Consider the following 14,039-nt stretch of genomic DNA (forward strand, 5'->3'; position numbering starts at 1 on the left):
AGCCAGGCAAGGTAAAGGTTCCCATGAGTTCATCAACAACCGTCGCTGGAGCGCGCCTAAAAACAGCTGAGGAAACGGCCTACAGGCGGGCAAGCGTTGCGGCGCTTCCCGGAGGCGCGTTCCTCGAAGGCCTTTGGGTGACCGCAGACAGGATCCTGGAAGTACGCGACCCTGAAGACGGCGTGCTGTTGGGCACTGTGTGTTCTTCAACCCCGCAGGATGTCCGCCGGGCGGTTGCCCACATTCACCGCCACCTCCTGGACGATGAATGGCCTCTTCGGGAACGCCGCGAGGCCCTGGAACGGGCTGCAGTGCTCCTGGCTGAGCAGGCAGTACGGTTTTCGGAGATCATTGCCGCCGAGAGCAGCAAGACCATCAGCGAGGCCGAGCGTGAAGTGCGCCGGTGCATCGAGACGTTGCGGCTTTCCGCGGCAGCGTCGAGCGAACTCGTGGGGGAAACTCTCGGCTTTGAGGACAGCATGGCGGGAGCCAACAAGATCGGCTGGTACAGCCGCAAGCCTGTTGGCATCATCGCCGCCATTACGCCCTTCAACGATCCGCTGAACCTTGTGGCACACAAGCTGGGCCCGGCGCTGATCGGAGGCAACGGCGTCGTACTTAAACCCTCGGGCCGCACGCCGCTGACCGGGCTGGCTTTCGTTCAGCTGTTGCTTGAGGCCGGTGTTCCGACAGGTCGCATCGCCGCGATCGTGTCGGGACCCGGGGTGTCCGAAGCGATCGTGACCGACCCCCAGGTGGACCTCATCTCTTTCACCGGCGGGCCGGCCACGGCCGACCGCATTGCTGCCGCCGCGGGAGCAAAGAAGATCCTTTCGGAACTGGGCGGCAACAACGCTACGATCGTCTGCGCCGACGCTGAACCGGCAGCTGCTGCTGAGGCGATCGTCGCCGGGGCATTCGGGGTGGCCGGCCAGAACTGCCTGTCGGTCCAGCGCGTTTACGTCCACATTTCGCTGTTCGAAGAAGTCCTTGAAAAGGTACTCGCGGGGACCAGCGCACTCCGCGTCGGAGCGAAGATGGACCGCAGCACCGATATCGGCCCGCTCATCAGCGAAGCGGAGGCCCGGCGGGTGGAGGCATGGGTGGAGGAGGCCAAAGCGGCCGGCGCCACTGTCCGTGCGGGCGGTCAGCGCCACGGCGCCTTCTACCAGCCGACCGTTCTCACCGATGTGCCGGCAGACGCCCGCGTCATCATTGAGGAAGTGTTTGGCCCCGTGGTCAGCATCATGCCCTTCATCCAGATCTCCGACGCCATCCACGCGGCCAATGCCTCCGAATACGGGCTCCAGGCCGGTGTCTTCACAGAATCCATTGACCTGGCACTGGCAATTGCCGACAAGCTGCATGTCGGGGCGGTGGTCATCAACGAGACAAGCGACGTCCGGATCGATTCCATGCCCTTTGGCGGGTTCAAGAAGTCCGGGGTGGGCCGTGAAGGCGTCAAGCACGCAGTCCGCGAAATGACCGAGCCCAAGAGCACCATTATCAAACTGGCGGAGCCCGCCACCCGCTGGCAGCAGCTGACGGGCACCTCAGAACGGAACGCATCATGACTACCCACAAAATCGCGGTCATCGCCGGCGACGGTATCGGCAAGGAAGTCGTCCCTGCGGCCATCGAAACCCTTGAGCGAATCGCTGCGATCCACTCCATCAACCTGAAATTCACGCACTTCGACTGGGGATCTGACTACTACGCCCAGCACGGCCGCATGATGCCGGTGGACGGCCTGGACCAGCTCGCTCAGCATGACGCCATTTTCCTGGGTGCCGTGGGCTCCCCGGAGGTCTCCGATGCTGAATCGCTGTGGGGGTTGCTGATTCCCATCCGCCGCGAATTCCAGCAGTACATCAACCTGCGGCCGGTAAAAACGCTCGACGGCGTGAAGTCGCCCCTGGCGAACAAGGAACCGATCGATATCCTCATCGTGCGTGAAAACAACGAGGGGGAATACTCGGAGGTCGGTGGGCGCATGTACCGCGGGCTGCCCCACGAAACCGCTGTCCAGGAAACCATCTTCACCCGCCTGGGAGTGTCCCGGGCAGCGCACTACGCCGCCTCGCTCGCGTCCTCCCGCAGGGGCCACCTGACCTCGGCCACCAAGAGCAACGGCATCATCCACACCATGCCGTTCTGGGACGAGGTAGTGGAAGAAACCACCCGCCTCTACCCTGACGTGACGCTCACCAGCGAACTGGTGGACGCCTTGGCAGCGCACCTGGTCCTCAAACCCTGGACCCTGGACGTCATTGTCGCCTCCAACCTGCTGGGCGACATCCTCTCGGACCTGGGCAGCTCGGTCACCGGCTCCATCGGTGTGGCTCCCAGCGCGAACCTGAATCCCGACGGTGATTTCCCATCCCTCTTTGAGCCGGTGCACGGATCTGCTCCGGACATCGCAGGGAAGGGGCTGGCAAACCCGGTGGGCCAGATGTGGTCCGGCGCGATGATGCTGCAGCACCTGGGCCACCCGGAAGCCGCCGAGCACCTGCAGCAGGCATTCGAGGCAGTGTTGCGCGAGGGCCTCGGGACCCGCGACGTGGGAGGCCCGTCGTCGACGTCGGAATTCACCGCCGCTGTTTTGGCCGCTATCGATGTGATTGATGTGGCTGGCTCGATCGAGACCAGTGCGGCGACCAAGCCCGCGGGAGCGCCGGCGTCGTCATGACGGTTACCCCTGGACGCAAGAGGCCTGTTGTCGCGGCACTGTATCGGGAGGCTTTGCCGCCCCGGTTGGAGGAGATCGAAGCCCTGGCCGAGGTCCGGCTGACCAAGGCGGAGGGACTGGCTGAAGCGTTGGACGGTGCGGATGTCCTGTACCAGTGGCATTCCTTTTCCCCTGCCTTGCGGGAGAACTGGGACGCAGCGTCATCGCTGAAGTGGGTCCATGTAACAGCAGCGGGCGTTAGCCAACTTCTGTTCGACGAGCTCATCCAGAGCGACGTGATCTACACGAACTCCCGTGGAGTCCTGAGCCGTGCAATTGCCGAATTCGCGCTGGGTTTCGTCCTGGACGTTGCCAAAGACTCGCAGGGCTCGTTCAAGCTTCAGCAGCAGCAGCGCTGGCAGCACAGGGTCACCCGTAAGATCCAGGGTCAACGCGCCCTGGTGGTGGGCACCGGTTCCATCGGGCGGGAAATTGCGTCCCTTTTTCGTGCAGTCGGCCTGCAGGTCAGCGGCGCCGGGCGAAGCAGCCGTCCGGGAGATGAACTGTTCGAGCACATCCATTCATCCCGGGACCTGGCCGGGATCGTCGGCGACGTCGACTACCTCGTCCTGGCAGCGCCACTAACCGGGGACACCAGGGGACTCGTGGGCGCTGACGTCCTTTCCGCCATGAAATCCACCGCGCACCTCATCAACGTGGGCCGGGGGGAACTGGTTCGCACCGACGCGCTGGTGGAAGCCCTGGCCTCCGGATCCATTGCCGGTGCAGCACTGGACGTAGTCCATCCCGAACCGCTTCCCGCCGGACATCCTTTATGGAGCATGGACAACGTCATCATCACACCCCACATGAGCGGCGACACCGAGGACTACCTCGATGACCTGGGGCAATTGTTCGTGGACAACCTGCGACTCTTCAGTCAAGGCCAACCCCTGCTGAACATCGTGGACAAAAGCCTGGGTTTCGTCCCTGTGTCTTGATCCTGTTTCCCGTTTCCCAGCTTTATTTTCCTAAGGAACTTTGCCATGAGCACCTCAACGACGACGCTCACCCAGATCAACCATTTCATCGACGGCGCCGAGTCCACGGGCGAGGGCGACCGCACCCAGCCGGTATACAACCCGGCGACCGGGCAGGTCACGGCTGAGTTGCGCCTGGCGAACGAGGCTGACCTGAACACTGCGGTGGCTGCTGCGAAGAAAGCTGCGGAGTCTTGGGGTGATATTTCCCTGGCGAAGCGCACGGCGGTGTTGTTCAAATTCCGTGAGCTGGTCGCGGCCCATGTGGATGAACTTGCTGAGCTGATCACGGCCGAGCACGGGAAGGTCCTCTCCGACGCCAAGGGTGAGATCGGCCGTGGCCTGGAAGTGATCGAGTTCGCCTGTGGCATCCCGCAGCTGCTCAAGGGTGACTACTCGGACCAGGTCTCCACCGGAATCGACGTGTTTTCCTTCCGCGAGCCCCTGGGCGTCGTTGCCGGTATCACGCCGTTCAACTTCCCGGTGATGGTGCCGCTGTGGATGGCCCCGATGGCCATCGCCACCGGCAACGCGTTCATCCTCAAACCCTCCGAGCGTGACCCGTCCGCGCCGATGCTGCTGGCCAGGCTGTGGAAGCAGGCCGGGTTGCCCGATGGGGTGTTCCAGGTCCTGCACGGCGGCAAGGAAACCGTAGACGGCCTGCTGACCCACCCGGACGTGGACGGCATCTCCTTTGTGGGTTCCACCCCGATCGCCCAGTACGTCCATGAGACCGCCACCAAGCACGGCAAAAGGGTCCAGGCCCTGGGCGGTGCGAAGAACCACGCCATCGTGATGCCCGACGCCGATCTGGACAACGCCGCGGACCACCTCGCCGCTGCCGCGTTTGGTTCCGCGGGGGAGCGGTGCATGGCGATCTCGGTTGCCGTGGCTGTGGGGGACGCTGCGGAGTTGCTGGTGAAGAAGGTTCAGGAACGTGCCCTGGCGGTGAAGGTCGGCAACGGTACCGAACCCGGCGCGGAGATGGGCCCGGTCATCACCCCGGCCTCGAAGGAACGCATCGTCAGGATCGTCACCGAGGCCGAAACCGCCGGTGCGGCGATGGTGGTGGACGGCCGTGACCTGGTGGTCCCGGGCCACGAAGAAGGGTTCTGGGTCGGCCCCACCGTGATCGACCACGTCAAGACCGAAATGAGCGCCTACACCGAGGAAATCTTTGGACCCGTCCTGGTGGTGGTCCGCGTCGCCGACCTGGAGGAAGGCATCGCGCTGATCAACGCCAACCCGTACGGCAACGGCACCGCGATCTTCACCTCCTCCGGTGCGAACGCCCGCAAGTTCCAGCGCTCGGTCACGGTCGGGATGGTGGGCATCAACGTGCCCCTGCCCGTCCCGGTGGCCTACCACTCCTTCGGCGGCTGGAAGAACTCCCTCTTCGGCGACAAGCACATCTACGGCCCCGAAGGCGTCTCCTTCTACACCCGCGGCAAAGTCATCACCTCCCGCTGGCCCGAACCCACCCACGCCTCCGGCGCCTCCTACAACTTCCCCTCCAACTAACAGCCGCGTTCCGGGGGCCAACTGCCGAAAGAAGGATGACATGCCTACTACCGTGAAGGCCTATGTGGCCTCGTCTGCTGCCTCGGCACTCACTCCCGGCACGGTGCAGCGGCGCGATCCCGGCGATTTCGATGTGCTGATTTCCATCAAGTACACCGGAATCTGCCACTCCGACATCCACGCCGCGCGCGGAGACTGGGCCAGCAACTACCCCCTGGTGGTGGGCCACGAGATCGTCGGAGTGGTGGAAGCCGTCGGTCCAAAAGTCACCCGCCATGCCGTAGGGGACCGGGTGGGGGTGGGCTGTTTCGTTGATTCCTGCAGGGAATGCGTCAATTGCCGGGCAGGGGAGGAACAGTACTGCCTGCAAGGTGCAACGAGCACGTACAACTCTTTCGGCCGTGACGGGCAGCCCACCGCGGGCGGTTACAGCACAGGAATCGTCGTGGATGAGAACTACGTCCTCCGGATTCCCGATGGCCTGCCCCTCCAGGACGCGGCCCCGCTGTTGTGTGCGGGAATCACCATGTATGCGCCGCTGCGTAACTGGAAAGCCGGGCCAGGCAAGCGCGTGGCCATCATAGGCATGGGCGGTCTGGGCCATATGGGGGTGAAGATCGCCGCGGCCTTGGGAGCCGAAGTCACGGTACTCAGCCAATCGCTGAAGAAGCAGGAGGACGCCGTCAGGCTCGGCGCCACCAGCTACTACGCAACATCTGAACCCGCCACCTTCGAATACCTGAAGGGCCAGCTGGACCTGATCATCAACACCGTCTCCGCGGACATCGACGTGGATGCGTATCTGTCCTTGCTTGCCTTGGACGGCACCATGGTCCTCGTGGGGCTGCCCTCCAAACCGTTGAGCCAGCGCGCGTGGTCGCTGGTGGAATTCCGACGCAACCTCAGCGGCTCAAGAATGGGCGGAATCCGCCAAACACAGGAAATGCTGGACTTCTGCGCCGCCCACGGCCTCGGAGCAGACGTGGAAGTCATACACGCAAACCAGATCAACGAAGCATTCGAACGCGTACTCGCCAGCGATGTCCGCTACCGCTTCGTCATCGACGCCACAACGTTCTGAGGCACCCTGCTGAAGGGCAAATTATTACGGACGCCAAGAACGCCATTTCGCGGAAATAAAGAGGTAAGGCTAACCTAAATAGTCTTCAATTTCCTCTGTGCTTCCCCGGGCACACTTAACAGGCGGTTCCATTGCGCAAACTCAGCCGATTCGCAGCCCTAGGTCTTGTGGCCCTCCTTGCCCTAACGGGTTGTGGCCTGAGCGGGGCCCAGACGGGTACCGCCGGGAAGGTCGCGGATACCAATCAGCGCATTGTGGTGGACAACTTCCGTGCACCCGTTGCCAACTGGGCGCTGGAATCCGACTCCGCGTACATCCTGTCTCTGTCCGGGTGCCTGGAGACGCTGACCAAGTACGACTCCGCCGAGGGCAAGGTGGTTCCGTTCCTTGCAACCGAATGGAAGCAGGTCTCACCCCTTGAGTGGGACTTCACCCTTCGCCAGGGCGTTAAGTTCCAGGACGGAACCGACCTCACTGCCGAGTCGGTGGCTGCGGCCCTTAACGCCGTTCTCAAGGCCAAGGTCCCTGCCCGGGCATTCAACCCGGGCATTGTCAGCGGTGTCCAGGCCATGGATGCCAAAACAGTTCGTGTGACAGCTCCTGCGGAGAGCCCGCTGGTGCCGTACCGGCTTGCCAGCGTCAACACCGGCATCCTGTCGCCGGCTGCTTACCAGGGCGCCACCGTGGACCCCTTCGGTCACTGCACCGGGCCGTTCGTTCCCGTGTCCGAGAAGGCCAAGCAGTCCCTGACGCTGGACCGCAACAAGAACTACTGGGGCGGCGAGGTGCAACTCGCTGGAGCCGAAGTCCGCTTCATCACCAACGGCGCAACCCGGGCAGCCCAGGTCCAAACCGGTGAAGCTGACATCTCCCTTTCAATCCCTGCCTCGGGGCTCTCCACGCTTAAGAACGCGCCCGAGGTTTCTGTTCTCAAAGCCAACTCGCCCCGCACGGCGACGCTCTACATGAACAACGGACGTGCTCCCTTCAACAACGTCGACTTCCGCAAGGCACTGCGGTCTGCGCTGGATCTTGATGCCCTGGCGGCCAGCGTCTACGAGGGCGCAGCCCTCCCGGCAGCGGGACCATTCGCACCCTCCGAACCGTGGGCAACAGGCAAAGCAAGCGCGCCGAAGCAGAACATTGAGGAAGCAAAGAAGCTCCTCGCTGATGCTGGATACACCGCGGACAGGCCCTTGGAGATCATTGCCATCGTCGAACGGTCGGAATTCGCCGACGTCGCCACCGTGATTCAGGACAACCTGAAGAGCATTGGTGTCCCAGTCACTATCCAGGCCAAGGAATACGCCTCCGCTGAGCCTGATGTTCTGGCCGGCAACTATGACATGATCCTCAGCCAACGGAACAGGCTGATAGATATCGCAGATCCGATCGGCTTCCTCACCGCGGATTACACGTGCAAGGGCAGCTACAACCTCAGCCACTTCTGCAACGAGGAGTACGACTCCACCATTGCCGAAGCGGCCCGGACGTCCAACACCGAGGAACGCTACAAGCTGTATGCCAAGGCCGGCCAGATCCTGGATGACCAGGCCGTGAACCTCTGGCTGGTCAACGAACAAGCAACTGACGCCATCCGCAGCAACGTCCTCTCCTACGTTCAGGACCCGCTGTCCCGTTACGTCCTGACAGCCCAGACCGCAAAGTCCGGCTCCTAGCAGCGAGCCGGGCCCAACGAACCAAACCCCCGCATGATCATGTTCCTTGCGAAGCGGACGGCGACCCTCGTGGCCGCCGTCCTGCTGTCGTCTTTCGCTGTTTTCCTCATCCCCTATGTCACCCCGGGCGATCCTGTCCGCAAGATCATCCGCTCGCGGGTGGCCGGGGATGTTGTGGACGATTCCACCGTCCAGGCCCTCGGCCAAAGCCTTGGCCTCCATGATCCACTCCCTGTCCAGTACTTCCGCTGGCTCGGAGATTTCTTCAGCGGCGACATGGGGCTATCGCACATCAGCCGTACGCCCGTTGTTGACCAGGTAATGCCCGCTCTCGGCATCACCCTCAGCCTGGTGATCGTGGCGCTGGGCATAGCGGTCATGGTTTCGCTGCCGTTGGGGATCGTCGCAGGACTGAAGCAAGGTGGCAAGGCCGACAAACTGATCACCACCATTACCCAGTCCTTCATCGCCATGCCCGAATACTGGCTGGCACCGCTCCTGGTCCTGGTATTCGCCCTCAAACTGTCCTTGCTGCCGTCAGCCGGCTGGAACACCACATCATCCATAGTCCTGCCGGCGGTAACCCTCGCCCTGCGACCCATCAGCTTCTTCACCTCAGCGGTGCGCTCCGGCATGATCGATGCTTTGGAAGCAGAGCACATACAAGCCGCCAGGGCCCGCGGTCTCAGTCACGCCCAGACCGTCATGCGGCACGTCATTCCCAACGGGTTGGTCCCGTTGTCCACTCTTTTCGCCGTATGGTACGCCGGTCTCCTGGGAGGTTCGGTCATTGTGGAGGTCATTTTCGCGATTCCGGGCATGGGACGGCTCCTGTACGACGCCGTGGTGAACAGCGACATTCCCCTGGCGCAGGGCGGTGTTGTCGTGGTCGTTGCATTGGCCGTAGCAATCACCACCCTCGCCGACTTCCTCCATCGGATCCTCAGCCCTAAGGTGAGTGGCGCCCTTGCGTAACCTCTCAGCGGTAGACAAGGCCGCCGTCGTCGTTCTCGCCCTGGTGGTAGCCGCTGTAGCGGCCGCGCCATGGCTGACACCGTTCCCGCCGGACGACCAGGACCTTGCCGCGCGCCTTGCATCGCCGAGCGCCACTCATTGGCTGGGAACGGACCACCTTGGGCGGGACACCCTCAGCAGATTGCTCGACGGCGGCCGCTTCTCCTTGGTGGTGGCGGCACTGGCCACGGTGCTGACTGGACTCGTCGGCCTGGTGATCGGCGTGCTGAGTGCGCGCCGCAAAGGCTGGCTGGACGAGTTCTTCACGCGTACGAATGATGTCCTGCTCGCCTTGCCGGAGATGGTGGTGGCACTGTTTATCGTGGCTGCGATGGGTACCGGATTCTCATCGTTGCTCGTGGCGCTCACGGTCACGGGGTGGACGCCGTTCGCCCGGCTTGCGCGAACGCTTGCCTATGACGTCTCTGCACGCGGATTCGTTGAAGCGGCGCGCGTGGTGGGCTGTTCGCCGTCGTTCATTATTTTCCGCCACATCCTTCCGCACCTGGCAGCGCCGATGCTGGGACAGGCGACGCTGCGGTTCGGGCAGCTCCTGATCAGCGTCGGAGCGTTGTCCTACCTTGGGCTGGGCGTCCAACCGCCGCAATCCGACTGGGGCTCCATGGTGGCAGCGGCCCAACCGTACGCTGAACGGGCTCCGTGGGGGATCATCGCCCCCGGACTTGCCATCTTCCTGGTGGCTCTCTGCGTCACCCTGATTGGCCAACGGGCCTCCCGCCGGGCAGCGGATCCCGTGGATGTCCTTGTAGTGGAGGGCCAGCATGCCTGAGCTCATCATCGAGGATCTGACCGTCCGCAGCACGGCCGCACAGCCTCATGTCCTGCCAGAGCCACCAATCCTGTCCGGCGTCAGCCTGACGGTCCGGCCGGGCGAGTTTGTTGCCCTCGTGGGAGGCTCGGGCTCGGGAAAGACGATGACCGCCAAGTCCGTCCTGCAGTTGCTGCCGGAGCCGCTGCGGATTGAATCGGGCTCCATCCGGCTGGGCCCGCTGGATGTAACGCAGGCGCCGGAAACAGAGCTAAACCGCATCCGCGGGGGCCGGCTGGGCATGCTGTTCCAGCAACCCAAGAGGATGTTCAACCCGAACAAGACCATCCGCAAGCACCTCAAGGAACCCCTGAAGCTGCACGGTGGCCTGGGTGGCAAACCGGCGGACCGGAAAGTACTTGAGCTGCTCGCCGAAGTGGGCTTCGAAGATCCGGAATGGGGCGCACGGGCCTACCCGCACCAGCTTTCCGGTGGAATGGCACAACGGGCAATGACCGCGATGGCGTTGGCCGGCCAACCCGAAATCCTGCTGGCAGACGAGCCCACCTCCGCACTGGACAAGGTGCTGGAAAGCCAGATCCTGGAATTGCTGGACCGTGAGCGCAGGCAGCGTGGGCTCGGCATTCTCTACATCACGCACAACCTGGCTTCCGTGGCAGCCTTTGCGGACCGGGTCCTGGTGATGGACGCCGGGAAGATCGTGGAATCCGGCACCACGGAAGCAGTTCTAGGCAACCCCAAAACTGCCTACACACGGAAGCTCCTGGACGCATCAAACCTGTTGCCCACCAGCATCACGGACGTCACCCCGGAGGGCCGTAGCGTGCTGACCCTGACGAACGTCGTCAAACGCTTCGGGGCCCGGAAGCGCTTCGGCCGCGGCAACGTGGACCGCCCAGCTTTGAACTCCGTTTCGCTCGACCTCAAACGGGGCGAGATCCTTGGTGTGCTCGGCCAATCCGGGTCCGGGAAAAGCACCCTCGCAAGGGCAATCGTCGGGCTGGAAGGGATCAGCGGCGGCAGCATCGCCCGTACCCTGGCGGCAGGCGAGGCCAGTCCGCCAACCGCCGTGCAGCTGGTTTTCCAGGAACCCCACGATTCCTTCGACCCCCGAATGACGCTCCGCGCCAGCCTTGAGGCTCCCCTCCGCCGCAACATGGGGCTCTCGTCCGCCGAGCGGTCACAGCGCCTTCACGACGCCATGAAGGAAGTAGAACTGGAACCGTGCCTACTGGACAGGCGCCCTGGACAATGCTCCGGTGGGCAACTGCAGCGCGTCACGATTGCCCGGGCGCTCCTGTTGGAACCCAAGATTCTCATCTGCGACGAAGCCACCTCGGCGCTGGACGCACTAACCCAGCGAACCATTCTTGACCTGCTGCAACGCCTGCACAGGGACCGCGGATTGTCATTGATGATCATCACCCACGACATGGACGTCGTGCGGCACATGTGCCAACGCGTGGCCGTGCTCTTCCAGGGCCGCCTGGTGGAACTTACCGACACCCACAAATTCTTCGCCGAGCCCCAGCACGAGCACAGCCGGGATCTGGTGTCCGCAGCGATTCCCTGCCGGGGGCTCCACCTTAAGAAGATGCGCGCGGCGAGCTAGGAAAAGATGCGCGCGGCGAGCTGGCAGGTCCCTTGTTAGACCAACGCCGTGGCGTTGGCAGGTGATCCCGTTGCGCCGACGATATTGAGCGGTTTGATGCTCACCAACGCCTCCCACGACCCTGCTGTGCGCATGTGCCGGCAGAGTGGGCCCAGCTTCCACAATTCACCCAGGGGCATGCCGAGTTTTGCAAGCAGTTGCTGGTGCATCATGCCGTGATCGTTCGGTGCGGTGTGCTTGAAGGGACTGCCGGGGACGGCCGGCAGGCACTCGAACGCAAAGTTGTCAGCCGCCACAACCGCAAGCTGGTTGTCCCAGGCCCATGCCACAAACTGTTGGGACTGAGCCACGCCTGAGGCGCGGCGGCTTTCGCGCATCCGGTGCTTTTCTTCAACGTCCAAACCCAGGAACCATTCGCACCAGCCAGTGTGGAGCATCAGGATGTCGCCTCGTCGGAGGCTGACCTTCTGCGCGTCCAACGCTGATTCGATCAGTTCCAAGGGCAGGGGTTCCCCGTTCTCATGGTCTATCGGTGAGCCTTGGGTTCTTCGATGTCCGTCGAGGTCAATAAGGACACCTCGGCCAACGATCGGTTCTTCGGCCCATTCCTGTACTCCAAGGGTCGGGAAACCTGCCTTCACATGGTCATCCGGGGTGCCGTTGTAGAAGCCGACGTCGTCTGCCCTCCGGTGCCTCAGACCGTCGATCTGGGTGGAACCTTGAAGGTAGTAGCCATCCAAATAGTCGTCCCGGTGCGCCGGATGTGATGAGTAGATCGTATGGTGCGGCGCTTTGCGCTTGACGGACATCCCTGGGTCGAAAGCATCTGCGGGATAGTCCAGGCCGAAGGCAATTCCGGCCTGGATGCAGGCACGCGCTGCCAGGAGGCTTTGAGGAGTGATGAAGGACGGCGTACCGCGGGTTGCGTCGGGAAACAGTCCCCACGAGGTGCCCGCCAGTGTTCCCTCCCGCTGAAGCAGATCGGCGAATGTCGGGTAGGTTCCAGCTTTGGAGATGGTCACCGTGTTCGTGCCTCCTGCGGCTGGTCTTGCTTCTGATGGGGTTTGTAACTGAGGAGAAAGCCTGCGATCGCACAGACGGAAGCCGCGACGCACATCGGGTCCTTCAAGAAATCGTTGACTAACGCCAGCCATTCACCTTGCCCTGCAACAAGGGCAACGCCCTGGGCTGTCACGAACACGACTCCGCCCAGAAGCAGCGCTGCCAGTGAGAGGACAAAAATGGCCTGGATGACCTTCTTCATGGGTACGCCTCCTTAGATCGGCAGGATGCCGAGGATGATCAGGACGCCGATGCCTAACAACGGGAGTGCGTAGTGCGTGAGCAATCGGCCGAACGTCTTGATCGGATTGACGTCAGCGATGCCGCAGGCAACGTACAGCGGGGCACCTCCCGGCGGGACTGCAGCTTCACACGACGAGAACACAAGGACGGCAACAGCGGCAGTCGTGGCTGGAACGCCGGCGGCTACCAGCGTGGCAACACCCACAGTCCCGACGGCGGCCATAGTGGCCGTTGCTGACAGCGGCGCGGCAACCGCGATCACGATCAGGCCAATAAGAATCGCGAGCAGCCACACCGGCAGGTTCATCTGGTTCAGCAGGCTGGTCATCTGCTTGGGGAGGCCCGTTGCTGCGAGGGCATTGGCCCCGGCAAAGGCGAATACCACCGTGATTCCGACAACGCCGAACCTTGGTGCGGAGTTCTCCAGGAGCTGCCACCAGCCGCGGCCACCACGCGGTAGGCGCTTCCAGCCGAGGAGGGCTCCGGTGATGATGAGAACTACTGGAATCCAGACGATGACGCTGACCGATTTTGTGATGTCGTCACCACTCCATTGAGACAACGCGGTGGCGATGGCACCGGAGGTAATGATCAACGGTATGGCCACCACAACGAACAGCAGCAAGGTAGCCCATCCTTGGCCGAACGCGGTCCTGACCGTCAGCCTGTGTGCGGAGTCCAGCGGAGCCATCCCGCTCTTGCGGATTAGTAGCCATGTGACAATCAGCCGGTGCAGGAAGCACCATAGGCCTCCGAACAATAAGGGCAGCACAAGATCATTGATGTTCAACAGAGGTCCTACAGTTGCTGACCCCACCAGGACGAACATCGAGGCGCTGAACGGAAACGTGATGCCCATTCCTGCATTGCCAGCCACCAACGTTGCGGCGGAGGGCTTGTCCAGCTTTGACTTTTCCATCCAGGGGATGGTCACCGAACCAACGGTGGCCGCGATGGCTGCCTGATTGTGGACCACTCCTCCAAGGCCGGCGGAGGCCACCGTGGAGACCCATGCCGGGCCGCCTTTGACTCCGCCGATCAAGGAATTCAGAAGATCGATGAGCCGGTCCAGAACCCCGGTCTTGTCCAGCAGGTAGCCCATGAAAACGAAGGCCATGGTGGCATAGACGATCTCGTCGGTCGCAGCCGAGTAGAGTGACGCCCAGCCGATCTGCAAAGCGGCAGAACCCGTGAAGGGAAGCACCACCAGAAAGCCGATGATCATGGCTTCGCCGACGCTGCGCTTGATGAGGGTGGTCCAGAGCAGGATGACGGCCAGGTAGGCGCCGAGTGCCCAGATGCCGATCATTATCCTGCTCCTGTTGGAAT

Annotated in this window: 12 protein-coding genes; 9 read left to right on the top strand and 3 right to left on the bottom strand. The window is 62.8% G+C overall.

Going from position 1 to position 14,039, the window contains the following annotated elements:
* Positions 1–23 precede the first annotated feature (23 nt).
* From LDP01_RS20035 to LDP01_RS20075, 9 genes are all read left to right on the top strand, one after another.
* Entirely contained in the window at positions 24–1,574 is a 1,551-nt protein-coding gene (locus LDP01_RS20035; RefSeq protein WP_224094855.1) for an aldehyde dehydrogenase family protein, read from the top strand.
* Positions 1,571–2,689, top strand: a complete 1,119-nt coding sequence (locus LDP01_RS20040) for a tartrate dehydrogenase (RefSeq protein WP_224094856.1) — start codon at positions 1,571–1,573, stop codon at positions 2,687–2,689. The genes LDP01_RS20035 and LDP01_RS20040 overlap by 4 nt, the downstream gene beginning before the upstream one ends.
* The gene (locus LDP01_RS20045) at positions 2,686–3,669 is read left to right on the top strand and encodes a D-2-hydroxyacid dehydrogenase (protein WP_224094857.1); all 984 of its coding nucleotides are present in this window, start codon (positions 2,686–2,688) and stop codon (positions 3,667–3,669) included. Before LDP01_RS20040 ends, LDP01_RS20045 begins: the two co-directional genes overlap by 4 nt.
* Before the next feature lie 45 nt (positions 3,670–3,714).
* On the top strand, positions 3,715–5,229 hold the full coding sequence (locus LDP01_RS20050; protein WP_224094858.1) for a CoA-acylating methylmalonate-semialdehyde dehydrogenase: 1,515 nt from the start codon (positions 3,715–3,717) through the stop codon (positions 5,227–5,229).
* Between the two features lie 40 nt (positions 5,230–5,269).
* Entirely contained in the window at positions 5,270–6,310 is a 1,041-nt protein-coding gene (locus LDP01_RS20055) for an NAD(P)-dependent alcohol dehydrogenase (protein ID WP_224094859.1), read from the top strand.
* 131 nt (positions 6,311–6,441) lie between these two features.
* On the top strand, positions 6,442–7,989 hold the full coding sequence (locus LDP01_RS20060; RefSeq protein ID WP_224094860.1) for an ABC transporter substrate-binding protein: 1,548 nt from the start codon (positions 6,442–6,444) through the stop codon (positions 7,987–7,989).
* A gap of 33 nt (positions 7,990–8,022) precedes the next feature.
* Positions 8,023–8,964 carry an ABC transporter permease gene (locus LDP01_RS20065; RefSeq protein WP_224094861.1) on the top strand — a complete coding sequence of 314 codons (942 nt, stop codon included), beginning with the start codon at positions 8,023–8,025 and terminating at the stop codon, positions 8,962–8,964.
* Positions 8,948–9,793 carry an ABC transporter permease gene (locus LDP01_RS20070; RefSeq protein ID WP_224094862.1) on the top strand — a complete coding sequence of 282 codons (846 nt, stop codon included), beginning with the start codon at positions 8,948–8,950 and terminating at the stop codon, positions 9,791–9,793. The genes LDP01_RS20065 and LDP01_RS20070 overlap by 17 nt, the downstream gene beginning before the upstream one ends.
* Positions 9,786–11,405: an ATP-binding cassette domain-containing protein gene (locus LDP01_RS20075; RefSeq protein WP_224094863.1), complete on the top strand. Its 1,620-nt coding sequence runs from the start codon at positions 9,786–9,788 to the stop codon at positions 11,403–11,405. Before LDP01_RS20070 ends, LDP01_RS20075 begins: the two co-directional genes overlap by 8 nt.
* Positions 11,406–11,440: 35 nt before the next feature.
* Here the strand turns inward: LDP01_RS20075 and LDP01_RS20080 are convergent, their stop codons facing one another.
* From LDP01_RS20080 to LDP01_RS20090, 3 genes are read right to left on the bottom strand one after another with little or no spacing between them, the layout of a single operon-like run.
* Positions 11,441–12,421: a cyclase family protein gene (locus tag LDP01_RS20080; RefSeq protein WP_527249112.1), complete on the bottom strand. Its 981-nt coding sequence runs from the start codon at positions 12,419–12,421 to the stop codon at positions 11,441–11,443.
* A 2-nt stretch (positions 12,422–12,423) separates the two neighbouring features.
* On the bottom strand, positions 12,424–12,669 hold the full coding sequence (locus LDP01_RS20085) for a hypothetical protein (RefSeq protein ID WP_224094865.1): 246 nt from the start codon (positions 12,667–12,669) through the stop codon (positions 12,424–12,426).
* A gap of 12 nt (positions 12,670–12,681) precedes the next feature.
* Positions 12,682–14,019, bottom strand: coding sequence for a TRAP transporter large permease subunit (locus LDP01_RS20090; protein ID WP_224094866.1), 1,338 nt, complete (start codon positions 14,017–14,019; stop codon positions 12,682–12,684).
* Between the last annotated feature and the right edge of the window lie 20 nt (positions 14,020–14,039).

The organism is Arthrobacter sp. StoSoilB13 (assembly GCF_019977255.1).
Lineage (GTDB): Bacteria > Actinomycetota > Actinomycetes > Actinomycetales > Micrococcaceae > Arthrobacter.